The sequence below is a fragment of the uncultured Desulfovibrio sp. genome (assembly GCF_944324935.1).
GTDB lineage: Bacteria > Desulfobacterota > Desulfovibrionia > Desulfovibrionales > Desulfovibrionaceae > Desulfovibrio.
In genome coordinates this window covers 1-26,640 of record NZ_CALUYG010000036.1, presented here as the reverse complement: position 1 = coordinate 26,640, position 26,640 = coordinate 1, and the positions used below count along the sequence as shown (strand labels likewise).

27 protein-coding genes and 1 pseudogene are annotated in these 26,640 nt (G+C 65.5%); 14 read left to right on the top strand and 14 right to left on the bottom strand.

The genetic code is table 11. From position 1 onward, the window contains the following. Nucleotides 1-121: 121 nt before the first annotated feature. The gene (locus Q0J54_RS09095) at nucleotides 122-982 is read right to left on the bottom strand and encodes a PHP domain-containing protein (protein WP_296305156.1); all 861 of its coding nucleotides are present in this window, start codon (nucleotides 980-982) and stop codon (nucleotides 122-124) included. 125 nt (nucleotides 983-1,107) lie between these two features. Here Q0J54_RS09095 and Q0J54_RS09090 point away from each other — a divergent pair, with 125 nt between their 5' ends. The 4 genes from Q0J54_RS09090 to acs all read left to right on the top strand — a co-directional run bounded on the left by Q0J54_RS09090 (nucleotide 1,108) and on the right by acs (nucleotide 5,113). After that, on the top strand, nucleotides 1,108-1,311 hold the full coding sequence (locus Q0J54_RS09090) for a Trm112 family protein (RefSeq protein ID WP_296305158.1): 204 nt from the start codon (nucleotides 1,108-1,110) through the stop codon (nucleotides 1,309-1,311). A gap of 51 nt (nucleotides 1,312-1,362) precedes the next feature. After that, the gene (yfcE, locus tag Q0J54_RS09085) at nucleotides 1,363-1,920 is read left to right on the top strand and encodes a phosphodiesterase (protein ID WP_296305155.1); all 558 of its coding nucleotides are present in this window, start codon (nucleotides 1,363-1,365) and stop codon (nucleotides 1,918-1,920) included. 11 nt (nucleotides 1,921-1,931) lie between these two features. Then, on the top strand, nucleotides 1,932-2,588 hold the full coding sequence (locus tag Q0J54_RS09080) for a Maf family nucleotide pyrophosphatase (protein ID WP_296305154.1): 657 nt from the start codon (nucleotides 1,932-1,934) through the stop codon (nucleotides 2,586-2,588). Nucleotides 2,589-3,037: 449 nt separating this feature from the next. Continuing rightward, the gene (gene acs / locus Q0J54_RS09075; RefSeq protein ID WP_296305153.1) at nucleotides 3,038-5,113 is read left to right on the top strand and encodes an acetate--CoA ligase; all 2,076 of its coding nucleotides are present in this window, start codon (nucleotides 3,038-3,040) and stop codon (nucleotides 5,111-5,113) included. Between the two features lie 162 nt (nucleotides 5,114-5,275). On the opposite strand, the gene Q0J54_RS09070 is transcribed toward acs, so the two are convergent. Further along, the gene (locus Q0J54_RS09070; RefSeq protein ID WP_296305152.1) at nucleotides 5,276-5,494 is read right to left on the bottom strand and encodes a hypothetical protein; all 219 of its coding nucleotides are present in this window, start codon (nucleotides 5,492-5,494) and stop codon (nucleotides 5,276-5,278) included. Between the two features lie 212 nt (nucleotides 5,495-5,706). Here Q0J54_RS09070 and Q0J54_RS09065 point away from each other — a divergent pair, with 212 nt between their 5' ends. The 4 genes from Q0J54_RS09065 (at nucleotide 5,707) to Q0J54_RS09050 (ending at nucleotide 9,199) form a co-directional block, all read left to right on the top strand. Next, the gene (locus Q0J54_RS09065) at nucleotides 5,707-5,946 is read left to right on the top strand and encodes a FeoA family protein (RefSeq protein WP_296305151.1); all 240 of its coding nucleotides are present in this window, start codon (nucleotides 5,707-5,709) and stop codon (nucleotides 5,944-5,946) included. Between the two features lie 90 nt (nucleotides 5,947-6,036). Further along, nucleotides 6,037-6,288 carry a hypothetical protein gene (locus Q0J54_RS09060; protein WP_296305150.1) on the top strand — a complete coding sequence of 84 codons (252 nt, stop codon included), beginning with the start codon at nucleotides 6,037-6,039 and terminating at the stop codon, nucleotides 6,286-6,288. A 166-nt stretch (nucleotides 6,289-6,454) separates the two neighbouring features. After that, on the top strand, nucleotides 6,455-8,686 hold the full coding sequence (locus Q0J54_RS09055) for a heavy metal translocating P-type ATPase (protein ID WP_296305149.1): 2,232 nt from the start codon (nucleotides 6,455-6,457) through the stop codon (nucleotides 8,684-8,686). Nucleotides 8,687-8,938: 252 nt separating this feature from the next. Next, on the top strand, nucleotides 8,939-9,199 hold the full coding sequence (locus Q0J54_RS09050; protein WP_296305148.1) for an HMA2 domain-containing protein: 261 nt from the start codon (nucleotides 8,939-8,941) through the stop codon (nucleotides 9,197-9,199). Nucleotides 9,200-9,315: 116 nt separating this feature from the next. On the opposite strand, the gene Q0J54_RS09045 is transcribed toward Q0J54_RS09050, so the two are convergent. The 12 genes and pseudogenes from Q0J54_RS09045 to Q0J54_RS08990 form a co-directional block, all read right to left on the bottom strand. Beyond that, complete coding sequence (locus Q0J54_RS09045) at nucleotides 9,316-10,221, bottom strand: DMT family transporter (RefSeq protein WP_296305147.1); 906 nt, start codon at nucleotides 10,219-10,221, stop codon at nucleotides 9,316-9,318. 219 nt (nucleotides 10,222-10,440) lie between these two features. After that, a complete protein-coding gene (locus Q0J54_RS09040) occupies nucleotides 10,441-11,367 on the bottom strand; it encodes a D-alanine--D-alanine ligase (RefSeq protein ID WP_296305146.1) in 927 nt (308 codons plus the stop codon). Next, a complete protein-coding gene (locus tag Q0J54_RS09035; RefSeq protein ID WP_296305145.1) occupies nucleotides 11,330-11,995 on the bottom strand; it encodes an HDIG domain-containing metalloprotein in 666 nt (221 codons plus the stop codon). The genes Q0J54_RS09040 and Q0J54_RS09035 overlap by 38 nt, the downstream gene beginning before the upstream one ends. A gap of 299 nt (nucleotides 11,996-12,294) precedes the next feature. Then, nucleotides 12,295-12,798: a flagellin gene (locus tag Q0J54_RS09030; protein ID WP_296305157.1), complete on the bottom strand. Its 504-nt coding sequence runs from the start codon at nucleotides 12,796-12,798 to the stop codon at nucleotides 12,295-12,297. A 498-nt stretch (nucleotides 12,799-13,296) separates the two neighbouring features. Continuing rightward, nucleotides 13,297-13,710, bottom strand: a pseudogene (locus Q0J54_RS09025) (flagellin); the annotation flags it as partial. Between the two features lie 40 nt (nucleotides 13,711-13,750). Then, nucleotides 13,751-14,881 carry a lytic murein transglycosylase gene (locus tag Q0J54_RS09020; protein WP_296305144.1) on the bottom strand — a complete coding sequence of 377 codons (1,131 nt, stop codon included), beginning with the start codon at nucleotides 14,879-14,881 and terminating at the stop codon, nucleotides 13,751-13,753. Beyond that, complete coding sequence (locus tag Q0J54_RS09015) at nucleotides 14,881-15,573, bottom strand: helix-turn-helix domain-containing protein (RefSeq protein ID WP_296305143.1); 693 nt, start codon at nucleotides 15,571-15,573, stop codon at nucleotides 14,881-14,883. Before Q0J54_RS09015 ends, Q0J54_RS09020 begins: the two co-directional genes overlap by 1 nt. Before the next feature lie 30 nt (nucleotides 15,574-15,603). Then, nucleotides 15,604-16,452, bottom strand: a complete 849-nt coding sequence (gene hflC / locus Q0J54_RS09010) for a protease modulator HflC (RefSeq protein ID WP_296305142.1) — start codon at nucleotides 16,450-16,452, stop codon at nucleotides 15,604-15,606. Next, nucleotides 16,452-17,606, bottom strand: coding sequence for an FtsH protease activity modulator HflK (hflK, locus tag Q0J54_RS09005; RefSeq protein WP_296305141.1), 1,155 nt, complete (start codon nucleotides 17,604-17,606; stop codon nucleotides 16,452-16,454). The genes hflC and hflK overlap by 1 nt, the downstream gene beginning before the upstream one ends. A 96-nt stretch (nucleotides 17,607-17,702) precedes the next feature. Then, nucleotides 17,703-17,972 carry a hypothetical protein gene (locus Q0J54_RS09000; RefSeq protein WP_296305140.1) on the bottom strand — a complete coding sequence of 90 codons (270 nt, stop codon included), beginning with the start codon at nucleotides 17,970-17,972 and terminating at the stop codon, nucleotides 17,703-17,705. A gap of 13 nt (nucleotides 17,973-17,985) precedes the next feature. Then, complete coding sequence (locus Q0J54_RS08995) at nucleotides 17,986-19,650, bottom strand: ribonuclease J (protein ID WP_296305139.1); 1,665 nt, start codon at nucleotides 19,648-19,650, stop codon at nucleotides 17,986-17,988. A 9-nt stretch (nucleotides 19,651-19,659) separates the two neighbouring features. Next, entirely contained in the window at nucleotides 19,660-21,210 is a 1,551-nt protein-coding gene (locus Q0J54_RS08990) for a TolC family protein (protein WP_296305138.1), read from the bottom strand. Between the two features lie 312 nt (nucleotides 21,211-21,522). On the opposite strand from Q0J54_RS08990, the gene tolQ reads away from it, so the two are divergent. The 6 genes from tolQ to pal all read left to right on the top strand — a co-directional run bounded on the left by tolQ (nucleotide 21,523) and on the right by pal (nucleotide 26,522). Continuing rightward, nucleotides 21,523-22,218: a protein TolQ gene (tolQ, locus tag Q0J54_RS08985; protein ID WP_296305137.1), complete on the top strand. Its 696-nt coding sequence runs from the start codon at nucleotides 21,523-21,525 to the stop codon at nucleotides 22,216-22,218. A gap of 1 nt (nucleotide 22,219) precedes the next feature. Continuing rightward, nucleotides 22,220-22,657 carry an ExbD/TolR family protein gene (locus Q0J54_RS08980; protein ID WP_296305136.1) on the top strand — a complete coding sequence of 146 codons (438 nt, stop codon included), beginning with the start codon at nucleotides 22,220-22,222 and terminating at the stop codon, nucleotides 22,655-22,657. Between the two features lie 6 nt (nucleotides 22,658-22,663). Further along, the gene (locus tag Q0J54_RS08975; RefSeq protein ID WP_296305135.1) at nucleotides 22,664-23,623 is read left to right on the top strand and encodes an energy transducer TonB; all 960 of its coding nucleotides are present in this window, start codon (nucleotides 22,664-22,666) and stop codon (nucleotides 23,621-23,623) included. A 50-nt stretch (nucleotides 23,624-23,673) separates the two neighbouring features. After that, on the top strand, nucleotides 23,674-24,516 hold the full coding sequence (locus Q0J54_RS08970; protein WP_296305134.1) for a TonB family protein: 843 nt from the start codon (nucleotides 23,674-23,676) through the stop codon (nucleotides 24,514-24,516). Between the two features lie 24 nt (nucleotides 24,517-24,540). Next, nucleotides 24,541-25,848 (top strand): translocation protein TolB, encoded by a 1,308-nt coding sequence (locus tag Q0J54_RS08965; RefSeq protein ID WP_296305133.1) that lies wholly within the window; start codon nucleotides 24,541-24,543, stop codon nucleotides 25,846-25,848. 206 nt (nucleotides 25,849-26,054) lie between these two features. Then, nucleotides 26,055-26,522, top strand: coding sequence for a peptidoglycan-associated lipoprotein Pal (pal, locus tag Q0J54_RS08960; RefSeq protein ID WP_296305132.1), 468 nt, complete (start codon nucleotides 26,055-26,057; stop codon nucleotides 26,520-26,522). Nucleotides 26,523-26,640: the final 118 nt, after the last annotated feature.

The window sequence follows — 26,640 nt, the reverse complement described above, 5'->3', positions numbered from 1 at the left end:
GCGCGATCCAACGGGCGGCCGACGGCCGTGCCCGTTAGGCGACGCAGGAGCCTTACGGGCATCGACAGCAAAGCGCGGGGTTCCCCTTTCCCCAGACAGGCAACGAATGGTGTCAACAGCCCTAGCAGGGAAGCCCCTGTTGACGGCGGCGGGCCTTGAGGTCCTCCAGGATGTCCAGGGGGACGCGCAGGCCGCCATAGCCGACGCCGAGGCGGATGCGGGGCTTGTTGTTCCCGTGGTAGTCGCTGCCGCCGCTCAGGCCGAGCCCCAGACGGTGCGCCAGATCCACGCAGGCGCGGATGTCGGCATCGGAATGCTCGCTGTGATAGGCCTCGATGGCGCTCAGGCCGCAGGCTTTCAGGCGCAGCACGAAGGCTTCCAGCCAGTCCGGCGGTACGGGCTTGAGGCAGGGATGGGCCAGGCTGACCGTGGCCCCCAGCCCGGCCATGAGGCGCACGGCTTCTTCCGGCTCCAGCACTTCCTTGGGCAGATAGGCCCGGCCGCCGCTGCCCAGGTACTCCCGAAAGGCGGCCTCCATGTTCGGCACCGCGCCCTTTTTGACGAGCAGGGCGGCAATGTGGGGCCGCCCGACGCTTTCGCCCTGCGCTTCATGCTGGAGCTCGTCCATGCTGATGGCGATGCCGAGCTCGGCGAGCTTTTCCAGGATGTGTGCATTGCGGTTGTCGCGCTTGTGCCGGATGTCGGCCAGCCGTTTTTCCAGGGCATCGGCCTGCCGGGGCAGCCAGAGGCCGAGGATGTGCATCTCACCATGTTCGGTGCGGGTGGAGAGTTCGCAGCCGCGGATGAATTCCACATGCTGCTGTGAGGCCGCGGCCTCGGCCTCATCGAGGCCGGAGAGGGTGTCGTGATCCGTCAGAGCGACGGCGGCCAGTCCGGCGGCGGCCGCCGCGGCGACCAGTTCCGCGGGGCTGTCCGTGCCGTCCGAGGCCTGACTGTGGGTATGAAGGTCGATAAAGCGCATAGCAGACTCCTGTTGCCCCATTTCATCCGTTTTGCCGGCAAATGGCAAGAGGTCCGCCCCTTGAAGTGCGGGCGGGATACGGCTATGTTCTGGCATCATTTCCGTTTCGGGAGGTTCTCTTGCCCATGCAGACCGAGGAACTTTTGCAGATACTGGCCTGTCCGCGCTGTCACGGCGAGCTGACGGCGGAAGGCGGCGCGAACGAGACGACGGGATTTGCCTGCGCCGCCTGCGCGCTGGTCTATCCCGTTCGGGACGGCATCCCCGTCATGCTGCTCGAGGAGGCCGTGCCCCTGGAGCGCTGGCGGGCCAGCCATCCCGCCGTCTGACCGGCATCCCCGCATATCCGGGCCCGTCCCGACATCCTTCCAGGAGGCATCATGCGTCTTCTCATCGCTTCAGATCTGCACGGTTCGCTGGAGAGCCTGAACTTCCTGCGCGAGCGCGCCGCAGCCCTCCAGCCGGATCTGCTGGTGCTGCTGGGCGACCTCGTCTACCACGGTCCGCGCAATCCGTTACCTTCGGGCTATGATACGCTTGGGGTCCTCGACACCTTCGCCGCCGTCGAGTGCCCCTTGCTGGCCGTGCGCGGCAATTGCGACGGCGAGGTGGACATGAATCTGCTGCCCTTTGCCACGGCGGAGAACGCCTGGCTGGCGGTGGACAATCTGCGTGTCTTCGCCTCGCACGGCCATCTTTTGCCGGACGTGCCGCCCATGCCCGCCCGTTTTCCGCAGGGCACGGTCTTTTTGCGGGGACATACCCATATCCCGCGCGGCGAGACGCGGGACGGCTTCCATTTCTGGAATCCCGGCTCGCTCAGCCTGCCCAAGGGCGGATCGCCCCGCAGCTACGCCGTCTATGAGGACGGCTGCTTCCGTGTGCTGGACATGCAGGGGCGGGAAGTGCTGCGCCACTGGCCGCGCCAGAACGATTGAGCGGGGCCGGCGTGACTGTTCCCGCAACGACATGGCCGCCGCTCTTTGCCCTGCCCGACGGCTGGGAACTGCTGCTGGCTTCGCGTTCGCCGCGCCGGCGGCAGTTTTTGGACGAATGGGGGCTCGTTTATCGGATCGTGACGGGGCGGGAGGAGGAGCCGCGCCCGCAGACGGGGGAAGCTCCCGCGGCGTATGCCCGGCGGGCGGCCCGGGGCAAGGCGCTGGCCGCGTCCGTGGCGGCCGGGCGGGCGGCAGGTCCGCGCGTGCTGCTGGCGGCGGACACCATCGTGGCGCTGGACGGGGACATCCTCGGCAAGCCCGTGGACCGGGCGCAGGCGCTCGCCATGCTGCGGCGGCTTGCCGGGCGCACGCATGAGGTGATCAGCGCCGTCTGCCTGCTGGGGCCGCGGGGTGAGGAGATCGTATTCCATGACGTGAGCCGGGTGCGCTTCGCGCCCTGGCCCGAAGCCGTGCTGGCGGCCTATGTGGCCACCGGCGAGCCGGACGACAAGGCCGGCGCGTACGCCATCCAGGGGCAGGGGGCCGTACTGGTGGAGTCCGTGACCGGCTCCTGGAGCACGGTGGTCGGTCTGCCCGTGAGCTGTCTGGCGCGGGAAATGCTGGGGCGCGGCTGGCTGCTGCCCGTGGCGTCCGCCCCTGTCGCCTGATCGCCGGCGGTCCTGCCCTGCCGCCTGAGGGACCGTTTCGACGGTCTTTTTTTTGCGTCCGGCGCACGGGCAGGCGGAACATGGCACGGACATTGTGCCGTGGTGGAACAGACTGCTTGTGCGAACAGTCATCCCGGCGGAGGCGGATGCTGCGATTGTTTGTCTAAACAGTTAATGTTTTCGGATGGTTGCGGAAGAGTTTCGAGCGGAGTGCCAAAAATTTTTTTTGGCGTCGCTTGTGAAAAAGATAACGCAGATAATGTGTGTGCAATATAATGAAATTGCAGATGTTGCCGTACGGATGAGGTGTTTTGTGATAAAAAGCGCAACCATGATTGGAAGCACAAACAATTTCGTCCCCTTGACGCTCCCGAAAAATCCTCCTAGGCCCATATCATCGGCAAGTGCCCGTGTCTTTCACACTAAACCATGCAGGGAGTATCAAGGTCATGTCGCAAGAACGCATCACCACGCTGTTGACGGAAAGCCGTAGCTATCTTCCGCCTGAACACGGCAAGTCAAGCGCCTGGATTTGCGGACAGGATGAAGCGGAGGCCATTTGCCGAAGAGCTCTTGAAGATCCCAACGACTTCTGGAGTGCGCGCGCCTCGCAGCTCATCCACTGGTACAAGCGATGGGACAAGGTCCTTGATGCGGATGACGAACGCCATAAGTACAGATGGTTCACCAATGCCAAGCTCAATGCCTCGTTCAACTGCATCGACAGGCACATCTATTCCGGCCGCCGCAACAAGGCTGCGCTCATCTGGCAGGGCGAAAAGGAAATGGACGTGCGCTGCTTCACCTATCAGATGCTGTATACGGAAGTCTGCCGGGTGGCGCATGCCCTGAGCTCGCTGCGGGTACGCAAGGGCGACCGCGTGGCCCTGTACATGCCCATGATCCCCGAGCTGGTCATCGCCATGCTGGCATGCGCCCGCATCGGCGCGGTGCATACCGCCATCTTTTCCGGCTACGCCGAGGGCGGGGTGCGCAGCCGTATCCAGGGGGCCAAGGCCAAGGTGGTCATCACCGCCGACGGCGTCGTCCGGGCGGGGAACGTCAAGCCGCTGAAGAGCAATCTTGACCCCATACTTGAAAAATGTCCCTCCGTGGCCCACGTCGTGGTGGTGGGGCATGCCGGTCTCCAGGACGTGAAGATGATGCCCAACCGGGACATCTGGTGGCATGACCTCATCGAGGATTTCACGCTGGATGTGGACTTTCCCTGCGAGACGATGGACGCCAACGACCCCCTCTTTCTCCTGCACACCAGCGGCAGCACCGGCAAGCCCACGGGCATCATGCATTCCACGGGCGGTTATCTGACCTACGCGGCGCATACCACGCAGTGGATATTCGACATGCGCGACGACGACGTGTACTGGTGCACGGCCGACATGGGCTGGATCACCGGCCACACCTACGGCGTCTACGGCCCGCTGGCCCTCGGCGCCACGACCATGATGTTCGAGGGCGTGCCCAACTGGCCCAAGCCCGACCGCTACTGGCGCATCGTGGAAAAATTCCGCGTCAACATCCTCTATACCGCGCCCACGGTCATCCGCTCCCTCATGCGCATGGGCGAGGCCTGGCCGGAGCGCTACGACCTGCGTACGCTGCGCGTGCTGGGGTCGGTGGGCGAGCCCATCAATCCCGAGGCCTGGCAGTGGTATCACAAGAACATCGGCGGCGGCGAGCTGCCCATCGTGGATACCTGGTGGCAGACGGAGACCGGCGGGGCCATGATCAGCCCGCTGCCTTACGCCACCAAGCTCAAGCCCGGTTCGGCCACCTTCCCCCTGCCCGGCATCGACGCCACGGTCATGGGTTCGACGGGGCGGGACGGCGAGGAGCTGACCGAAGGCCGCCGTTCGGGACATCTGGTCATCCGCAAGCCCTGGCCCGGCATGATGCTCGGCGTGTTCAACGACGAGGAGAAGTACCAGAGCTATTTCAGCCGCTTCGGCTGCTTTGATTCCGGCGACGGCGCGGAGATCGACGAGGACGGTTATTTCTGGATTCTGGGCCGCATTGACGATTCCATCAATGTCTCCGGTCACCGGCTGTCCACGGCCGAGATCGAGGCCGTGCTCACGGCCAGCCCCGATGTGGCGGAAGCCGCCGTGGTTCCCATGCCACATGCGCTCAAGGGGGAAGCCATCTACGCCTATGTGGTGGTGCGTGACGAGGTTCCGTGGAGCGACGACATCCGTAAGAAGCTGCGGGATACCGTCCGTCGCGACATCGGCGCGCTGGCCTCGCCTGAGTACATCCAGTTCGTGGAGGCCATGCCCAAGACCTGCTCCGGCAAGATCATCCGCCGCATGCTGCGCAAGATTGCGGGCAATGTGTATGACGATCTGGGCGACACCACGTCGCTGGCCCATCCCGAGGTGCTGGACGCCATCATCACCGGACACCAGAACCTGTTGCTGGGCCAGCATGAGACGGCCTCGCCCGTGCCGTCCCCCGGGGAAGCGGACGCCGCCCCGCAGGAGGCTCCCGAAAAGAAAGCAAGCTGACGCCGCCTCCCGTGCGTGCCCAGGCACGCCGCGGCAGGGATGGAACCGTGACTGCCAGCCGCTTTCCCCTGGAAAGGGTCACGCCATCAAAACAGCAGGGGCTGCCTTCGGGCAGCCCCGTTTTGCGCCGGAGACCGGCAGCGCGCTGATGTTCCCGTCAGGTTACAGGGCCTTACGCCGCGCCCAGACGTGATCGGCCAGCAGCGCGCCAAAGATCAGGCCGGTCGCCACATGGGCCTTGCTCTTGCCGGCAAAGCCCAGAACCAGGGAGATGCCCAGCGTTCCGAGCATGATGCGCATGGCCAGCTTGCGTGTGTTGCGCGGGCGGGCGGGCGCGGTATCGCCGGGGGTTTTCTTTTCCGTTGACTGAGCTGTGGACATGACGCCTCCTCGGGGAGTTTTAAAAAAATGAATTTAACTTTCATTTTTTCTTGACGCTCAGGCTAAAGTAAGTCACTCTTCTTTGCAAGCCCGCATGGGCGGCTTTCGGCACGATCATCCAGGACCGACCCCTTACGGCGCGCGTAAACGGCGCGTCAGGCCCGCGTGCCGGAAGCCGCCCGTGCGACAATCAGGAAAAGCAGGAGGCGGGCATGAGCAATATCATCAGCTTGCGGCAGATGGCCGTAGGGCAGCAGGGCAAGATTGCCGCTGTGGAGGCCCTGGGGGAAATGGGGCGTCGCATCCGGGACATGGGACTCATCCCCGGCACGACGGTCTCCGTCGTGGGGCGGGCGCCGCTCAAGGATCCTGTGGCGCTGCGGCTTTCCGGGGTGACCGTCACGCTGCGCAACAGCGAGGCTGACCACATCACCATCGATGTGGCGGACTAGGGCGGCCAGAGAACCGTACAGCCGTGTGGTGGGGCTCGCGGCCGTAGTGGCCGGAAAGCCCCTTGTTTTATGGTCTCAAGGAGGATGACGATGAATTCTGTACTCAAGTATGGTCTTGTGTTTCTGGGCGGCCTCGTGGTGGGGGCGCTGGGTACGGCGGCCGTCAGGCGCGGTTCGCTGGATCTCAAGCCGCTGGCGACGGATCTCATCAGCCGCGGCATGGACGTGAAGGATGCGCTTATGAGCAAGGTGGAAGCCGTCAGGGAAGATATGCAGGATCTGGCGGCCGAAGCCCGCGCCAAGGCCGACGATCGCAAGTCCGCCCCGCAGCAGGACGCCTAGGACGGCGGCCTTCCGGCTGCTGGAGATGTTCTTTGCCCGGGCGGACGGGAAAATCGCTTCTTCCCGGATGCCCGGGCGATGTGTTTGCCCTTTTTCCAGACATGACGCCCGGCCCGCAGAGAGCATATGACGGCGAGACGCCGGCAGGGCGAGGAGAGTGACGCGCATGCGGTTTTATCTGGTTCATGAAGTTGTCCTGCCATCCGGCGGACGGTTGCGCGTGCGCGCTTCCCGCACCTTTGACGCCGCCCTTGCCGAGGCGCTGCATGAGGCGCTGGCGGCCCTTCCCGGCGTGACGGTGGCCGCCGTCAATCCCCGCGTGGGCAGCGTGCTGCTCTATTATGCGGATGCGGCGGCACGCACGGCCTGTCTCCACTGTCTGCTCGAACGTTTTTGCAGCAAGGGGGAAGAGGTGGCGGACGCACGGCCCGAGGGGGCCGACAGAGACGGGCCGGCCGTCTCCCTGTCCGTCGTGCATCAGGCCGGCGACGAACTGCATCTCGTGGACGACGGGGACGCGCCGCCGCTGGGCGGCTTCGGGCCTTTGCTGCGCTTTCTTTTCGTCCGCCCCTTCCTGCCGATGGCCGCCAGGGTCTTTTCTTCCGTCATGGGGGCGCTGCCCTTTCTGAAAAAAGGCATCGCCGCTCTGCTCCAGGGCAAGCTCAATGTGGATGTGCTGGATGCGGCGGCCATCACCGTTTCACTGCTGCGGCGGGATTTCCGTACCGTCACCACGCTGACCCTGCTCCTGGGACTGGGCGAAGCGCTGGAATACTGGACGCGCCGCCGCTCGCTGGACAGTCTGACCGAAAGCCTGGCCCTCAATGTGGAGCAAGTCTGGCTGGAGCGCGACGGGACGGAGATCTGCGTCCCGCTCACTCAGGTCGTGCCGGGCGACAGGGTGGTGGTGCGCGACGGCGGCTGCATCCCTGTGGACGGCGTGGTGGAGGAGGGGGAGGCCGTGGTCAACCAGTCCTCCATGACCGGCGAACCGCTGGGCGTGCCGCGCGGCGTGGGGGCGTCGGTCTACTCCGGCACGGTGGTGGAACAGGGCAGACTGGTCATCCGGGCCGTGCATGTGGGCGACGGGACACGGCTGCAGCAGGTCGTCCACTTCATCGAGGAATCCGAGGCCCTCAAGGCGGGCATCCAGGGCAGGTACGAACGCATGGCCGACATGGCCGTGCCCTTCACCTTCGGGCTGGCGGCGCTGGTCTGGCTCATCACCCGCAATCCCCTTCAGGCGGCGTCGGTGCTGCTGGTGGATTATTCCTGCGCGCTGCGTCTGGCGACGCCCCTTGCCGTCCTGGCCGCCATGCGCGAAGGGGCCCGGCACGGGGTGGTCATCAAGGGCGGGCGCTTCCTCGAGGCGCTTTCCGAAGCCGATACCGTGGTGTTCGACAAGACCGGCACCCTGACCAATGCCACGCCGCGCGTGGCCGAGGTCTTTGCCGCCGAGGGCCGGCAGCGCGACGAGGTGCTGCGGCTGTCCGCCTGTCTGGAAGAGCATTTTCCCCATCCCGTGGCGCGGGCCGTGGTGCGCAAGGCGCAGGAAGAGGGCTTGCAGCACGAGGAAGAGCATGCCCATGTGGAATATGTGGTGGCGCACGGGGTGGCGTCCACCCTGTACGGGCAGAAGGTGCGCGTGGGCAGCCGGCATTATATCGAGCACGACGAGGGCGTGAGCGTCGATCCCATGCGGGGGGTGCTGGACGCCCAGACGCGGCTGGGCCGCTCGCTGCTCTATCTGGCCATTGACGGCAGGCTGGCCGGCATCATCGCCATCGAGGACCCCTTGCGCCCCGAAGCCGCGGCGGTGCTGTGCGGTCTGCGGGAGGCCGGCGTACGCCGTATCCTCATGCTCACCGGCGATGATCGGCGCACGGCGCGTGCCGTGGCCGCACGGCTCGGCATCGAGGAATTTCGGGCCGAAGTGCTGCCCACGGAAAAATCCGACGTCATCCAGGAGCTCAATGCCGAGGGCTGCAAGGTGCTCATGGTGGGGGACGGCATCAACGACGCGCCCGCGCTGTCCGCGTCCCATGTGGGGGTGGCCATGTGCGACGGCGCGGACCTCGCCCGCGAGGTGGCCAACGTGCTGCTGACCCGTCCTAGCCTCGAGGGACTGCTCACGGCCCGGCGGCTGGGCTGCGGCGCACTGTCCCGCATCCGCGGCAACTTTGCGGCGGCGATGGCCCTGAACAGTCTTTTTCTGCTGGGCGGTCTCTTCATGGTGCTGACGCCCGGCGTGTCCGCCCTGCTGCACAATCTGACGACGCTGGGCATCACCCTCAACGCCATGCGGCCGCATCTGCCTCCCGACGATGACGCGAACGAGCCGCTGGACGCGGGCGACGGTCCCCTGGGGCTGCCGGCCGCCCATGGCCGGCGCGCCTGAGCGCGTCCCGGCGCGTCGCGTCGGCGCATCGCCCGATACGCTGGAGCGTGTTGCTTTTGCAAAAGGCATGGCGAGAGGCGGCGGCACAGCGCCGCCTGGACAGAACTAGGTGGAAAAACAGCGTTTTCCCGCGAAACGGCAGGCCGTATGGCTGGAGACGCGGATCGGGGAAAACGGAAAATGCGCTCAAGGACAAGGGAACGGAGCCCTATGGTGGATACCCTGCGTTTTGTCAAATATGTTCGGAGTTTCATGGATGGTCGCGTGCGGCTGCGGCATCCGGCGTTGCGGGACGCGCAGGTGGCCGCGCTGGCGCAGCGCGGGATAGCCGCCATCCCCGGGGTGCGCCAGGTGGAGATCAATACGTTGAGCGGTTCCGCCCTGCTGCTGTATGACAGCAGTCGTCTGGGGCGCGATCGGCTCATGGAAATGGGCGTCGCCTGGGCCGTCTGGCTGGATGAGGCACGAGCCGGACGCATCTGCCCCCTGCCGCAGGCCGGGGCGCCGCACTGAGCCGCGCCGCCCGCCTGGTCGCATGTCTTCTTTCTGGGCCTGTCCCGCCGTCAGCGCGGGTCAGGCTCCTTTTTTTGCCTCCCGCGTAGCGCCGTCGCGGCCGCGGCAAGCAGCGATCAGGCTTTGCGGCCGCCGCGCAGCCGCTGCGGGGAGATCCGGCATTCGGAGATGCCCAGCCCCAGCAGCACCAGCCCCATGCCCAGCGCGGCCAGCCAGGTAAAAGGCTCGTGCAGTACCAGCATGGCCGTGATGACGGCCACCACCGGAACGAGGTAGATATAGACGCTGGTTTTGACGGCTCCGAGGGTCTTGATGGAATAATTCCAGGTGGCAAAGCAGAGGGCCGACGCGCCGAGGCCCAGGAAGAGCAGGTTGCCCAGCAGCACGGGGTCGGCAAAGCGCGCCGTCTGCCAGCGTACGTCGGCCAGCGGCAGCACGGGCAGCATGAAGAGCAGGCCCCAGCAGAAGATGCGGCGGGTGGCCTGGATCATGTTGTAGCCGCACTGGCTGATCTTGCGGGTGAAGATGGAATAGAGCGCCCAGGTCAGCGCGGCCAGAAAGGCCAGCAGATCTCCCAGGGGGTTGAGGCGCAGCACGGCGCCGCTGTTGACGCTGATGCAGATGACCCCGCCCAGCGCGCAGATGAAGCCGGCAAAAAAGCGCGGCTGGAGGCTCTCGCCGAGCAGCAGGCGGGCCAGCAGCGCCGTCAAAAAAGGCGCGGTGGAGACGATGACCGCGGCATTGGCTGCCAGCGTATGAGTAAGTGCCACATTTTCACAAAGAAAATAGAGTGTTACGCCACAAAGCCCCGCCAGCGCGAAAAGCCCTTCTTCACGCAGGCTGCGGCTGTGCAGCCGGTGCGGGCAGGCCAGCGCCAGTGCCAGGGCCCCAAGCGCGAAGCGCAAAAAAAGGATCTCCACCGGCGAAAAGCCGCGCAGCAGCACCTTGGTGGAGACAAAGGTCCCCCCCCAGACGAAAATGGTCAGCACGGCGGCCACATGCGCCGTTACACAAGGACTCATGCCTGCTCTCCGTTGGATGGGCAAGAGGGTAACGTGGTGTTGCGATGTCTTCCAGGCAAATGAAGCATGCTCGCCATGTGTGCGCCGTCTCCCGTGTCCTTTCCCGCTCCGGCAGCGGCGGGCGGCCGTGCCCGTTGGGCGACGCAGGAGCCTTACGGGCATCGTCGGCAGAACGCGGGGCCCTTCCCCCAAACAAGCCGCGAATCGTGTTGGCAGACCTTAGCGGGCGCGAGGCGTTCCGGTGTGGCGTTCCAGCCCCAGTTCGATGAGGCGCTCCAGCAGCTGGCCGAAATCGAGGCCCGCGACGGCGGCCTCCTGCGGCACGAGGCTCGTGGGCGTCATGCCCGGCAGGGTATTGACCTCCAGCAGGTGGAGGCTGCCGTCCGCGCCGAGGATGAAGTCCGTCCGGCTGTAGCCGGCAAGGCCCAGCGCCGTGTGAGCGGCCAGAGCAAGACGCCGCACCTCGGCGGTGATGGCGTCGGGGAGCGGGGCCGGGCAGATCTCCTGGGCGCCGCCCCTGGCGTATTTGCTGGTGAAGTCGAAAAATTCTCCGGCCACGGGCTCGATGAGGATGGGGGCCAGGGCTTCTTCGCCAAGTACGCCGCAGGTCACCTCCCGGCCGGAGAGCTGGGGCTCGATGAGCGCACATTCCCCGGCGGCGAAGATTTCGTCGAGGATGGGGTCCAGTTCGGCCCGGCAGGCGGCACGCCCCAGATGCAGGGAGGATCCGCCGGTATTGCTCTTGGCGAAGACCGGCCAGCCGAAGGGCGGCTCCCAGTCGGACGCGGGCCGTTGCGGCAGCAGGGCCCAGTCGGCAGTGGGGAGTCCGGCCTGTCGAAAGATCTGCTTGGCGGCCGCCTTGTTGAGGGCCAGAAAGGAGCCCGCCGGCCCGGAACCCTGATAGGGGCAGTCCGCCCGCTCAAGCATGGCCTGCACAAGGCCGTCCTCGCCGGGCGCGCCGTGCAGGTTGATGAGGGCGAAGTCGTGTGCCCGCGCGCATTCCAGCAGCCGGTCGAAGTCGTGCAGCAGATCAAAGAAGGTGACGTCGTGTCCGCGCTGCGTCAGCGCGTCCTGCATGCCGCGCGCCCCCACCAGAGATATTTCCCGCTCAGAGGACCAGCCGCCCGCAATCAAAAGAATCTTCATGTAATGAGCACCCCAGATGCGCCTCGAAAGCGCGTTCGATGGTGAGTCCCTGTTCCTGGGAGGCCTGTATGCCCTTGCGGGCGGCCTCGGTATGTCCGTAACGTGTCAGCAGGTCGGCAAAGCGTTCGTCCAGCGTGACGCACATATCGTGCCGGGTGCGCTTGTCGGCATAGAGGATGAAGAAGGGCAGCGTACACAGGCGTGCGCCGTCATCCACCGGGATGCGCCACGGCCAGTGGACATGCAGCATGACGCCCTGGGCCACGGCATAGTCCCGTGTTTCCGCCACTACCCAGCTTGCGCCGAGATGGGCGTGCCCGGCCCCGTGTCGGATGCTGTAGGCCTTGGCCAGATCATGCAGGAGGCCGGACGCCCGTACGCGCGGGACATCCACGTCAAAGCCGCGTGCGATCGCCCGTTCGGCCAGTGTGGCGGCGATATGCGCCACCACCTTGCAGTGACGGCGGATATGCGGGGGCATGACGTACTTGTCCCACAGGGCCGCGCAGGCGAAATCGTCGGGCGCGGGGCGTTGCGGCGTCGCGGGCGCAAGCGTCGGCTCCGGCAGGTGCGAATAGGGATGGGCGAACAGGGGGCCCTTGTCGCTGGGAGGCATGAGCACTGACATGGGCGGAGTATGCCACTGCCTTGGAGCCTTGGCAAGGAAGGGCTGGGGGCGGCAGCATGGCGGGAGGCCTGAAAGACCAAGGCCGCCCCGCAAGCTGCGGGACGGCCTCGACGGGAAGTGACCGGAACACCCCGGGTCCGTGTCATCCCGGGCGGGAGCTAGGCTTCTCCCGCTGACGGCGGAACCTTCAGGATGTGGTAATCCGACATATCGGCAGCGTGGGCGAGGACTTGAGGGAAAAAAAGAAATTTTTTCTGCCCTGCGCCCAGGCAGCCCCGGACGTCGCCGGTACGAGCGCATCAGCCGATGAGGCGGCTGACGATCATGCCCGGCAGGGAGTTGGCCTGCGCCAGCATGGAGACCGCCGACTGCGCCAGCACCTGATCGCGGACAAAGGTTTGCATGGCCTGTGCCACGTCCACATTGGAAATGCGTGATTCGGCGGCGGCGGTGTTCTCGCTCTGCACCGTCAGGTTGGTGACGGTATTCTCCAGCCGGTTTTGCAGGCTGCCCAGATAGGTACGTATCTCGGCATGCCGTTCCAGGGCCCCGTTGATGCGGCTCAGGCTCGTCTGTGCGTTGTTCTGGGTCGTGATGTCCGTGTCGGCCAGCCCCAGTCCGCCCAACGTGGCATCGGATTTGTCGATGACGTAATAGTCCTCGGCGGAGTCGTTACCCGTCCCGAAGTGGATGAGCACCTTGCCCGGCGCGGGATCGCCGGGGATGGCGGCCTGTGCGCCGGCCTGCGCGCCGTTCGGGTTGTCCTTGACGCTCACCGGGCCGAAGGTGACGGCCACGCCCATGTTCGACCAGCTGCCGATGACGAGGGTCCCTCCGCCCACATGAGCATTGGCGATGTTGCCCACGTCATTGCCGTTGAGGATGACGTGCAGGGCGTTGTCCGCCTCCACGCGCACTTCCAGCGAGTTGTTGCCGCCGTTGGCCACGCCGCCTGCCGGCCCCTGGACGTTCTGGCCGCCGAGGCTGACCTCAAGCTCGCCCGTCGTCGTGACGCGGGCCGAAAGATTGCCGAACTGGAAAAGCTCCGCATGGGCCCCGGCCCCGGCCGTCAGGGCCGGGTTGAAGGTCAGGGAGATGCTGAAGCCGGCTCCGCCGTTGACGTTCAGGTTGGCCGAGACGTTGCCCGGCAGCGAGTCCACGGTGGTCAGGGCGCCGCCGCCGGCAAAGATGGTGCCGGCTTGGGCAAGGTCATTGCCGTTGCCGCTGCTGTCGGCAAGGTCGTTGAAGTTCCATTGCGCCACGGTCTGCTGGTTGAAGCCGGCCATGCCGCCGATGCCGGCCAGCAGCTTGATGCCGTTGAAGTCCGTGGCCAGAGCGATACGGGTGATCTCCGAGCCCATGGCCTGGAACTCGCTGTCGATCATAAGCCGCTGCACGGCGTCGTATGTGCCGGTGGAAGCCTGTTCGGCCAGTTCCTTCATGCGGATGAGCTTTTCCTCGATGACGCCCAGTGCGCCGTCCGTGGTCTGGATCAGGGAAATGGCGTCATTGGCGTTGCGCACCCCCTGATGGAGCGCGCTCACGTCCGCCCGCATGAGTTCGCGGATGGCGAGCCCCGCGGCGTCATCGGCCGCCTGCTCGATGCGCAGGCCGGAGGAAAGACGGCGCGTCGAATCCGACAGCGTCTGGAAATGGGCCGAGAGCGTGTTGGCCACCTGAGCGGCCGAAAGGTTGTGCAATGGCGAGATGGGCATGTCGTCGTCCCTTGCCCGTCAAGCCGGAGAGGGCGGCTTGCTAGAGCTGCTTGGCTGCCAGGTCTCCCAGGGCCAGTATGGTATTGGCGTATACCGTGGATTTGTTGTAGCGCATGAGCAGGGCGTGCTGACGCTTACGGTCGATGCCCGCCCGCCAGCCATGCTTGTACAGGTAACAGGAAAGACTTGCAACTGCGTCCGGGATGGTGAACAGATCGACCCGGCCGTCGCCGTCGCCGTCCGCGCCGTAAGTGGTGATGTTGGAGGGCATGAACTGGCACAGGCCCACGGCACCGTAGATGGAGCCGGGCAGATGCTCGGCGGGGACCTGATCCCGCAGCATGTGTTCCACGAGGGCGCGGGTCTCCTTATAGGCCCAGTCGGCCCGCTGGGGCATGGTCTCTCTGAGCCAGTCGAGATGCTTCTCGTAGCCCGGGAGCTGCGGCAGCCACTGGCGGATGCTGTCCGGGTCGCGGCTCACGGCCATGCTGGCGAGCGTGTAGAAGGCGTTTTCCTTGACGTCCCCCAGCACCCGGCCGAGGCGGGTCTCCACGAACAGCAGAGCCACGGCGACATTGGCGGGAACCCCGTAGCGGCGCTGGGCCTCGGCAAAGGCCGTCGCGTTTTCCCGGACGAAATCGGCGCAGATGCGGGCGTTGGCCTCCGTCACCACACCTTTGTAGTACTGCTGGCGCGGCTTGCCGCTGGCGGGAGGCTGCGGCAGGAAGCGGCGGCGGTAGAGCTCCTTCATCTTGCGGCCCATGGGCGACTGGGTGGCCTCGTCGGGCAGGGCGGCAAACAGGGCCGTCACCTGCGGGCCGGTGATGCCGTCGGCCGCCAGTCGCTGTATGAGGGGCTCCCAGATGGCGGCGGGTCTGCCGTGGACGGCGTCCGTCGACGGCAGAGGATCAGGCATGGCTCCCGACGGGACCGGCAGGGCGGCGCCGGACAGACCGGAAACGGGGGTGGCCCCCGAAGGGGCCACCTGATGGGAAGAAAGCGTCTTTTCTTCCAGACGATCCGTATCTGTCTGCTTTTCCGGGGCTTCCAGCACCGGCGTACCGATGGGCACGGAACCGTCATCCGCGGCCTGCGTGCCTCCGCAGGCGGCAAGAGCCAGGCTGCCCACCAGCATGAGGACCAGAAGCGTACGCCTGTACAGTCGCATCATCACAACTCCTGCATGATCCAGATCACGCGGCCCAGCAGGCGTTTTTTGAGTTGCTGGGGCGTGAGCCGGGTTTCGGGATACTGGGCGGATTCGGAGCGCAGGAGATACCCCTCCTGCTCGCCGTCCAGAAAAATCTTGCGGACCGTCACGCCCTCATGCGGGGCAAAGACGGCATAGAGCTTGCCGGAGGTGATGTCCAGGTCCCCGCTGTCCACGCCGAAGTGGGCATGGGGCGGCAGCAGCGGGGCCATGTTGTCGCCCGTCATGTGAAAGACCATGAGCCCGCCCCGCTGCAGGGAACCGGGGATGGCCAGACGCCCGGACGGGGAGAAGGCCGGACGCGGCTTGCCGTCGCTGTAGGGGCAGGCCATGAGGAAAACGGGACAAATGACGCAGCGGGACTGCGGATCGCCGAAATGAGCGGGGTCCTCGGCCAGTCCTTCCGGCTTTTCGCTGGGCACATAGCCCTTGTCCGTCCGCAGGTACATGGGCCCGGAGCCCTGCTTGAGCCAGTCGGGATTGAGGCCGAATCGTTCAAAGAGCTTCATGAACCAGTCGCCCGGCACGGTGTTGCGTCGCTTGGCATCGGAAATGCTGGACTGCCGGATATCCAGCACGGCGGCAAGCTCCATCTGGGTGCGGCAATTGGTGGCCAGCTTGATGCGTTCGTAAACATCTGCAAAGGCAGGCATGGCTATCTCCGTCACACGCCTTGGGGCGTGTCATCGTTGCAGGTTGAGCAGGGGCTCGGTGTTGGAAAGAATCAGGGAGCTGTTCTTTTCCAGGCCTTTGCGCAAGGTTTCCAGCCATCGCTGGTAACTGTAGAATTCCGGGGACTTGCCGTAGGCTTCGGCAAAGATGGCGGCCGCGCGGGCGTCCCCCTCGCCACGGACGATCTGGGCGTCGCGGGCGGCTTCGGCAAGGATGAGCGCCTTTTGCCGGTCCGCGTCCGAACGGATGCGGGTGGATTCCTCCTCGCCTTCCGAGCGGTACTGCTTGGCCTGGCGTTCGCGTTCGGCACGCATGCGGTCAAAGATGGCGCGCTGGTTGGCTTCGGGCAGGTCGGCCCGCTTGATGCGCACATCCAGCACCTCGACGCCGTAAGGACGCATGAGTTTCGAGGCGTTGTCCGTGACGACCTTCATAATGGTGGCCCTGTCGGAGGAGACCACCTGCGTCAGCGTGTACAGGCCCACCAGCGCCCGCAGCTGGGAATAGACCACATCGTCCAGCCGCGCCTGAGCCCCCTGAATGGTACGCATGGTGCGGTAGAACTGCAGAGGATCGCTGATGCGCCAGCGCGCGAAGTTGTCGAGCACGATGGTTTTTTTGTCCACAGTGTAGGCCTCGCGCGAGGAGGCCGTATAATCCAGCACGCGGGCGTCAAAGAGGAGCACCTTCTGGATGAAGGGGAGCTTGAAATGCAGGCCGGGGCCGTAGACCTCCGGCAGCGGTTCGCCAAGCTGGAGCACCAGCGCCTTTTCGGACTGCTGTACCGTGAAGCAGCACTGGGACACGAGAAAGCCCACGAGCACCAGCGCCACAAGGTAGGTCAGGGGATTCTTCTTCATCAGCGTTTCTCCGTCGTGCCTGCCGCCTGGGGAGGCGTCAGGCCGGACAGCGGCAGATAGGGGAGGATACGCTCCGGGGAATTGCCGTCCAGCAGCACCTTTTCCCGGGCGTTCTTGAGCAGATCTTCCAGCGTTTCGTAGTAGAGGCGCTGCTCCATGACCCTGGGGGAACGTTCGTGCTCGGCGCTGAGCGCGGCAAAACGGGCGGCCTCGCCCTCGGCATTCTGTATGCGCATGGCGCGGTAGGCCTCGGCCGCGTTGCGAACGGCCGCCGCCTCGCCGCGGGCCCGCGGGAGCAGGGCGTTACGGTAGGCCTCGGCCTCGTTGATGATGCGTATCTTGTCCTCGCGGGCGCTGGCCACGTCCTTGAAGGCGTTGCGTACTTCATCCGGCGGATGCACGTCCTGGAGCTGCACCGCGATGACCTTCAGACCGGCATGGTAGCGGTCGAGGATGGTCTGGAGCAGATGGGTGGCGTCTTCCTGGATCTGCAACTTGCCGTCGGTGAGGGCCGCATCGATGAGGCTGTTGCCGATGACTTCGCGCATGGCCGCCTCGGCGGCGCTGCGCACCAGCGCATCCGGTTCGTAGATGTCGAACAGGTAGGCCACAGGGTCGGAGATGCGGTACTGTACGCTGAACTGCACGTTGACGATGTTCTCGTCGCCGGTGAGCATGGAGGCTTCGGCCGGGATGGGGCGTACCTGACCCTTCTGATAGGCACGGCTCTCGCCGGGGGAGCGGTAGCCCACCTCGCTGCGCAGCACGCGCGAGACCTGAGGCTTGTAGACGGTCTCTATGGGAGCGGGCAAGGCATAATGCGGACCGGGGCCCACCGTGCGGTCGTATTTGCCGAAGCGCAGCACCACGCCTTCTTCACCTGGATTGACGATGTAGATGCCCGACAAGAGCCAGATGACCAGTACGGCGATCAGGCCGCCGCCGAGCAGCATGCCGTTGGGGATCTGCCATTTCGGCAGACCGGGCAGGCCGCCGCGAGGTGCGCCGCCGAAGGGAGAACGCCGGTCTCGGCGCTCTTCCCGGCTGTCATCATCGTATTCGTCGCGTTCGTCCTGACGCGGTTCATGGAAGGCCGGCCGCTGCCGCTGCTGGCGATCCCGCTTTTCCTGCAGTTTGTCCCAGTCCCAGTTCATCTGTCTGTCGTCTCGCTGGTTGAGGTGAGGGGCCTACGGGTGGAACGCAATTTGTGTACACATAGGCATGATATACCAAAGGTCAAGGGGCGTGGCTCAGTGCGCCGCGTGCGGCGGGCCTTGCGGGGGCGTCGTGCCGGGATCCGGCGCCGCCACGCTGCGCAGCCGGGCTCCGGCCAGCGGGACGACGCGCATGCCCGCCCCCGTGCCGTCGTCCAGGGTGTAGCCCGGCGCGTGGAGCGGCAGGGGGGAGACCATGCGGACGTCATGGCGCGTCCGCCACAGGTGGCCCCCCAGGAGGCCCCCCAGCCCCAGCAGGGCAAGGCTGGTCAGCAGGACCGCGCGGCGTGTCGAGCGAAACTTCATGCCGCCCTTCCCGTCAGATCTCGCTGACGATGGCGACCACCACGGGGTCGCGTTCCAGCACCCGCCGGAAAAAACGGCGCAGGGAGGCGCGTATGCCGTCCTGGAGGCGCGTGAGCTGGCCGGGGCGGGCGGCTTCTATCTCATCCAGCACAAGGCACTTGGCGTCTTCCAGCAGGTGGCTGTACTGCTGCTCGAAGACAAAGCCCTTGGAAAACATTTCCGGCCCGTGCAGCACCATGCCGGTCTCCGCGTCCAGCACCAGCAGCACGATGACCAGTCCCTCGTCCCCGAGGATGCGGCGTTCGCGCAGGACGGCCGTGCCCACATCGCCCACGCCCTTGCCGTCCACCAGCGTGCATTCCATGGGGATGGGGGCCTCCTGCCGGAAGCCCTCGGGCAGCAGCGTCAGGGCGCGGCCGTCCTCCAGCACGACGGTCTTGTCCTCGGCCACGCCGCAGGAGAGGGCAAGGCGCGCATGCTTGACCAGATGCCGGTATTCGCCGTGGATGGGGACGAAGATCTCCGGGCGCACGGCCGACAGCATGTCCCGCAGCTCTTCCACATAGCCGTGCCCCGAGGCATGGATGGTGTGCATGCTCTCGTAGAGCACTTCCGCTCCCAGCCGGTACATCTCGTTGATGAGCCGGGAAACGGCCTTGGCATTGCCGGGGATCATGCGCGAGCTCATAACCACGGTGTCGCCCTTGCGCACCCGTAGCTGTCTGTGCCCGCCGAGCACCATGCGGGAAAGCGCCGAGAGCGGTTCGCCCTGTGCGCCGGTGACGATGAGCACCAGTTTTTCGTCCGGCAGGTCCGGCACGCCGTTATGGGCATTGAAAAAGCTGGGCGGCAGTTTGGCGAAGCCGAGGTCGCGGGCCATCTCGATATTGTTGGCCAGGGATTTGCCGCTGATGACCACGGTACGGCCGTATTCGCGCGCCAAGTCGAAGACTTCCTGGATGCGCTGGATATGGCTGGAAAAGAGCGTGATGACGATGCGCCCCTCGGCGGAGGCGAAGACCTTGCCCAGCGATTCCTTGACCTGCCGTTCGTTGATGGAGCGGCCCGGGCGCTCCACGTTGGTGGAGTCGGAGAGCAGCAGCCTTGCCCCGTCCGGCCCGGAAAAACGGCGGAAGACGTTGAGATCCGTCCCTGTGCCATGCAGCGGGTCGGGATCGATCTTGAAGTCGCCGCTGTGCACGATGCGGCCCACGGGCGTCTCGACCCCCAGCCCGAAGCCTTCGGGGATGGAGTGGCAGACCGGCAGGAAGTGGAAGCGAAAGTCCCCGAGTTCCACCACGCTGTTCCGGGTGACCGGGCAAAGCTCCACCCAGTCCAGAAGCTCATGCTCGCGCAGCTTGTGTTCCACCAGCGCCAGGGTGAAGGCCGAACCGTAGATGCGGATGCCCCGCAGCAGGGGCACCAGCCAGGGCAGGGCCCCGATATGGTCCTCATGGCCGTGGGTGAGCACGATGCCGAGCAGCTTGTCCCGCACGGCCTGCACCGCGCCGAAATGCGGGATGATGACGTCCACGCCCAGATGGAAATCATCGGGGAACATGAGCCCGCAATCCACCATGACGACACCGGCCGGACTTTCCCAGAGCTGGCAGTTGAGGCCGATCTCGCCAAGGCCCCCCAGAGGCGTGATGGTTACAAAGACATCGCTGGTCTGCATGGCGTCTCCTTATGATCCGGGACGGGAGGCAGGGGCGGCGGGCGTCCGGCTGCCGCCCGGCGTGCCGGCGACCGGAGAGGGCGTCCGGGGCGCGGTGTCCGGGTGCATGATGTCGGGACGGAATTCGCCCATGGCCACATAAAGTTGCGAGAGGGCGGTCAGGTAGTCGGCCCGGGCGCCGGTCAGCGAGGCCTGCGCGGCCGTTAGGTTGGCCGAGGCGTTGAGCACGTCGAAGTTGGTGCCGACCTGTTCCTGGTACTGGGCAAGGGCCACATGGTAGGCTTCCGTCGCCTGAGCCACGCTCTTGCTGGCCACGGCGATGCGTTTCTCGGCCTCGCGCACGTCCAGCAGGCGGGTCTTGATCTCATAGCCCACGTCCAGCTTGAGCTGTTCTTCCTCGTAGCGGGTCTTGGTGACCAGCCAGCCGTACTGCTTGTCGGCGTAATAGGTCGTCCCCCACTGGAAGACGTCCCAGGTGGCGCTGATGCCCACCTCCCAGACCTGCGTGCTGGACCCGTTTTCGCCGGAGCGCTGCAGATCAAAGGTGTTCCCCTGCCGGCTGACGTTGTAGTACGCTTCCACCTGCGGATAATATTCGCTCTGCACCTCCTGCCGGCTCTTGCCGGCGATGGCCACGGTCTTGGCCGCGATATAGAGGTCGGGCCGCTGGCGGTAGGCCGCGGCAAGGCACTGCTCCAGACTGCGGGAAAAGGGCACATGCGCGAGCTGGCCGCTGTACGGCACGCGGGCCGTCACCGGCAGCCCCACAAGGGTATTGAGCTGAGCCTGTGCTGTGTCGCGCGTGTTCTCCGCCTGGATGAGCAGGTTCTCGGCATTGCTGACGTCCACCTCGGCCTGGAGCACATCCAGCCGCGGGCGCAGGCCCACGTCATAAAAGGCCTGGGTGATGCGCAGCTGATCCCGCAGGCGGGCCAGCGAGTCCTGTTCGCTGCGGACGTTCTCCTCGGCCTGGAGGTAGGAAAGGAAGGCCTTCTGCACCTCGCCGGTCATGGTGAGTTCGGCCTGTCGCAGGGCGGCGCGGTCGCTTTCGGCCTGGAGAGCGGCCTTCTGGTATTGCGCCAGCAGGCGGAAGCCCTGGAAAATGGGCTGGGAGATGTCCACCCCCATGCTCCAGGTGCCGAGGCGCGGGGTGCGGGCGGAGCTCGTGGAGGGGGAACTTTCCCTCTCCTGCTTGTAGGCCTGATAGCTCAGGCTCAGCTTGGGGCCGAACTGGCCGCGGGCGGATTTCCTGCCTTCTTCCGAGGCGCGGCTCGTCGCTTCCTGCGCGCCGAGGCTCGGGTTGTGCGCCAGCGCCCGCTGTACGGCGTCGGACATGGTCATGGCCTTGCCGGGCGCGTGGCCGTCCGGGCGGGGCTCCGGCCGGCGTTCTCCCCGGAAAAGCGGCGTCTGCAGGGCTTCATTGACGCGTTCACGCGCCGACGCGGCCAGGCTCGGGGAGGCGTCGCAGGCCAGAAGGAGGCAGACCACGAGGGCAGAGAAACAGCAATGAAAGACCCCGCGCGTTTGCGCGGCGTGACTGACGGAAGAGGATGCATGCATGTTTTTCAGCATAGCGGCAACACAAGTCCTTGGCAATGCGATTTTTCCGCAGGAAAAAAATCACAGCCCGCCCGTTGCGCGGTGGAGCAGAAAAATCCCTTGAAAATTCCCGGGCCCCGTTGCATGCTGCTGCCGCATACGGCGCTGTGACAGCGAACATGCCGGGACCGCGGGAACGCTTTTCCCAGGAGGGAAAAGGGGGCCTGCGCACTGACGCGTTTTTCGGCGGCGGGGGCCGTGTGTGCCGCATGTTTCCGGTCGTTCATCCGATTGCCGCGCATGCGCGGCCTTCATTCCCTTATGGAGTCAGGCATGGAATTCAGTTTCATCAACATGATCGCGCAGGCCAGCCTTGTGGCCAAACTCGTGCTCGTACTGCTCCTGCTCATGTCCATCAGCAGTTGGGCGCTTATGATCCAGAAGGCCCTTGCCCTCTCGGCGGCCTACAAGAAGAGCCGCATCGGGACGGAAAATTTCGAAAGGGCGGGCAACCTGCGCGAAGCGGTGCAGTCGCTGGGCGCTGACCCGTCCTCGCCATTGTATTTCGTGGCCCACCAGGGCGTGCTGGAATTCAACCGTTCCAAGGAGATGGGCAATACCAGCGACGTGGTGGTGGACAACGTGCGCCGCGCCCTGCGGCAGGGCGTGGCCAGCGAGGAGGCCCGGCTCGAAAGCTCCCTCTCCATCCTGGCCACCACGGCCAATACGGCCCCGTTCATCGGTCTGTTCGGGACGGTCTGGGGGATTATGAGCTCCTTCCACTCCATAGGCATGCTCAAGTCGGCTTCTCTGGCCACGGTGGCTCCCGGCATCTCCGAAGCCCTCGTGGCCACGGCCATCGGTCTTGCCGTGGCCGTGCCGGCCACCATCGGCTTCAATATTTTTATGGGCAAGATCTCCCAGGTGGACACCCTGCTGGTGAACTTTGCCGGCGTCTTCCTCAACCGCGTGCAGCGCGAGCTGAACGCCCACCGTCCCGTGCAGCGCGCGGGCGCCACGGAGATGTAGCATGGGCGCCAATGTCGGAGGCGGCGGAAAATTCGTTTCCGAGATCAACGTCACGCCCTTTGTGGACGTGATGCTCGTCCTGCTCATCATCTTCATGGTGGCTACGCCGATGATGAGCCAGGGGCTGGACGTGGACCTGCCGCAGACCAAACAGGTGGAGACCCTGCCCACGGAAAGCGAGAGCATGGTGCTGACCGTGCGCGTGGACGGCAGCGTGTATCTGGACACCTATGCCGTGGACAATCTGGATGATCTGGAAGGCTATCTGCAGAAGCTCGTCAAGGAAAAGAACAAGACGCTCTTTTTGCAGGCCGACAAGAACGTCCCCTACGGCGTGGTGGTGGACGTCATGGGCCGCATAAAGGCCGTGGGCATCGAAAAGCTGGGCGTGGTGGCCGACAAGCCGGATGTCGAACCGGCCGCTTCCGGCAGGAAGTAAGCGTGTATGAACTGGTCGTCGTACCTCCTGTCCCTGTGCCTGCACGCGGCATTCATCCTGCTGGTGATGTTCTGGCCCATGTCGCCGCCGGTCAGACTGGATTCGCCGCCGGTGATGATCAGCCTCGTGGACGGCGCGCCGGGCGGCAATCGCACCCCTTCCAACATCCTCGGCAAGATGGGGGAACCGACCAACGGGCCCCAGGACATCTCGCCGCCGGCCAGGAAGGACGAGGTGGCCCGCCGCGCCCGGCCCGAACGGGCCGAAGCCGTGCCCGTGGCTGAGGAGAAGCCCCCCCAGCCCAAGATCCCCGAGCCGCGCCAGCAGCCCAGGGAAGAAGCCGTGCCCCTGGCCCGGAAGAAGGAGCCGGAAAAACCCAAGGAGAAGCCCAGGGAAGAACCCAGGGAAAAACCGAAGGAGCCGCCCAAGGAAAAGCCGAAGGAACAGCCCAAGGAACAGCCCCGGGACAAGGACGCGGGCAAGGACAAGCCCAAGGCCAAGCCCAAGGGCGATCCGGTCAAGGATGCGCTGGCGCAGGCCAGGCGGTCCGCCTCCTCGCGTGTGGAGTCCGGCGACCGCGGCAATGCGGTGGAGCAGGCGCTGGCGCAGGCCCGTCGCAATGCGGGCGGCACCGGCGGCGGTGGCGGCGGCGAAGGCGACGGCCCCGGCGGCGGCGGACTCAATGAAGCCTATCTGGGCACGGTCATGCTGTCCGTTCGTCCCAACTGGAGCTTTGCTTCGGCCAGCCGGGCCAATATGAGCTGTGTGGTGCACATCGTCGTCAATATGCAGGGCGAGGTCCAGCAGGCTGCGGTGACCCAGAGTTCCGGCAATGCCCAGTATGACGCCTCGGCGGTGAACGCCATCTGGCGCACGAGCCGCGGCGGGGAATTCCCGCCCCCGCCGTCCGCCGAGTTCACCGAGCTGGATCTTGTCTTTACGCTCAATGAAATGATGGGGCGCTGATGCGGGGCGGGAGCGAGCACTCCTGCCCCATGCGTCCCCCCGGAGGAGACATGATGCGAAACTTTCCCCTTCGAGACAGGGCGCAGCCGCACAGGCGGGGCGTCCGCGCCGCGGCGCTGCTGCTGGCTCTGACGGTGTCGACCCCGCTGACGGCATCCGCGGCGGCCATTGCGGCCGCCGACCATCAGGAAGGCTATGCCGGGGTGGTGCTCGGCAAGCTGTGCGAGCTCTGGGCGCCGCCCGCCGATACCGGCAACCGCATGGTGCGCGTACGCATCAGCGTGAACGGCGACGGCAGCGTGCTGGGCTGCACGCCGACGCAGCGTTCGGGGGTCCCGGCGCTGGACAACAGCGTGTGCGAGGCGGCAAAAAAGCTCGGCAAGCTGGATACGCCGCCCTATGCCATGCCCATCGACGTGCATCTGGCTTTCTGGAGCGGCACACCGCGCCGCGCGCCCGCGCAGCAGGGAACCATAACCGTCAGTCCTTCGGGGCCGGCCGTGGTGCAGACGGCCGCGCCCGCCACGTCGCCGGCTCCCGCGCCGGTGGTGGAGCCGCCCGCCGCCAGGGCGTCCACCGCTCCGGCCGGCGGCAGCCGCCTGGCGCAGGATGCCTACGCCATCCAGTTCCACGGCTATCTCAACAAGGTGGCCCGCCAGCTGCGCGAGGCCAGCTTCGTGCCGGTGGAAGCGCCGCGCGGCACATATTATGTGACCGTGCGGCTGACCGTCGCCACGAATGGCGCCATCACCAATTACGAGATCGTGCAGTCCAGCGGCAATGACCGCATCGATACCTATGTGCGTCAGGGGGTGAAGCGCGCGGGCAAGGTGAGTCCGCCGCCCGCCGGGCTGGCCCGCCCCTTTGACGTGACCCTAACAATGGTGCGGTAGCCGCACCCGGAGGAAATGGCAGATATGAAACGTCTTGTTCTTCTTCTGGCTGCCCTGAGCCTGCTTGCCTGGAGCATGCCGGCCCGGGCCGCCATGCGTGTGGACATCTACGGCCCCGGTCAGAACAGCGTCAATCTGGCGCTGGCCGATCCGCTGACCGGTCCCAGCCAGCCCGCCGGCAACATGGGCCGCGAGCTGCAAAAGCTCATCCAGCAGAACCTGAGCTTTCTGCCCTTCATGCGCCTGACCGATCCCAGGGCCGTCCTGGGCGGGACGCTCCTGCCGGGCTATGAGCCCCCGAACGTGGATTTCAAGCGCTTCCAGCTGGCGGGCTCGGATGTGGTCGTCACCACGGTCTGGCCCAATGGCGATAGCGGCACCCGGGCCGTGCAGATCCGCGCCTTCGAGACCAATACCGGCGGCCGTCTGTTCGGCAAGGAATATCCGCGCGTCTCCAGCAGGGACCTGCCGGAGGTGGCCGACCGCTTCTGCGCCGATCTGCTGGAAGTGCTCACCGGCAGCGGGGCCTTCTTCCGCTCCACGCTGGCCTTCGTGAAGAAGAGCGGCAAGCTCAACGCCGACGTCTGGACCGTGCGTCCCACGGGCCGCGACCTGCGCAAGATCACCAACATCGGCGGCGAGGCCATGTCGCCCGCCTGGTCGCCGGACGGACGCTTCATCGTCTTCACGCTCATCGACAAGAAGTCCCATTCCCTCGGCGTCTGGGACCGCAAGAGCGGCAAGACCCAGCGGGTGCGCTTCCCCGGCAATGTGGTCATCGGGCCCGCCTTCACGCCGGACAACAAGGTGGCCGTGGCCCTTTCCAAGGGCAAGTACCCGGTCATCTATCTCCTCAACCATTCCTTCCAGAAGGAACGGGTGCTGGAAGAGCACAATTCCATCAACGTCTCCCCGACCTTCGACAGCACCGGGACCAAGATGGCCTTCACCTCCTCGCGTATGGGCGGCCCGCAGATCTTTATGAAGGATCTGGCCTCCGGCTCGACCGTGCGCGTCAGCAAGAACGGCGGCTACAATACCGAAGCCAACCTCTCGCCCGACGGCACGCTGGTGACCTTCAGCCGCATGACCGATTACGGCCACCGGATCTTCGTGCAGGATATGCTGACCGGTCTTGAGCGCCAGGTGACCTTCGGCCCCGGCAGCGACGAGCAGCCGTCCTTCTGCGCCGACAGCTATTTCATCGCCTTCAGTTCCAGCCGCGGCGGCACGCGGGGCATCTATCTGACCACGCGTCATGGCGGCGACGCCAAGCAGGTTCCCACCGGCGGCGGGGCCAGCTACTTCCCGCGCTGGGGCATGCCGCAGTAAGACGGCACGGCGCGTTTTTGCCCGCCCGGCGGTCATCCGGCCGCCGGGCAAAATTTTTTTACCAAAAACGGGCCCGAGGCCAGCTCCACATCTTGACAAAAATCACGCCGCATATACCATCCCAGTGCGAGGCCAAGGTGGCTTCGCTGTGTTCTAGAAAGGAAAGGTACCTTTTTTGAGTTAGAGCTGTTCAGGAGGAAAACACAATGAAACGCTACGCTCTTATCCTTGCCCTGGTTATGGCCCTTGCCGCCGGTTTCGGTTGTGCCAAGAAGTCTTCCGACGAAGGCACCCTCACCGATGACATGAGCCCCGAAATGCGTGCTGCCATCCAGCAGATCACCGACGGGCGCGTGCTCTTTGCCTTCGACAAGTTTGACATCAAGCCCGAATACAAAGACATGCTGAAGACCAAGGCCGACCTTATGAAGCAGTTCCCCTCCGTGCGCGTGCGCATCGAAGGCAACTGCGACGAACGCGGCACCCAGGAATACAACCTCGCCCTTGGCGAACGCCGCGCCCGCGCCGCTTACGAATATCTCGTGATGCTGGGCGTGAGCCCCTCTCAGCTTGAAATGATCAGCTACGGCAAGGAAAATCCGGCCGTTCAGGGCACTGGCGAAGCCGTGTGGTCCCAGAACCGTCGCGACGACTTCACCGTGATCGCACACTAGGATCTGCTGCCGCAAGGCAGGAGGCCGCCCGCAAGGGCGGCCTTTTTTTGTATGAAGAAAACCTCCCGCTAGGCGGGAGGTTCAAAAAAGCTTAAAGCTTTGCGTATGTTATAAAAAC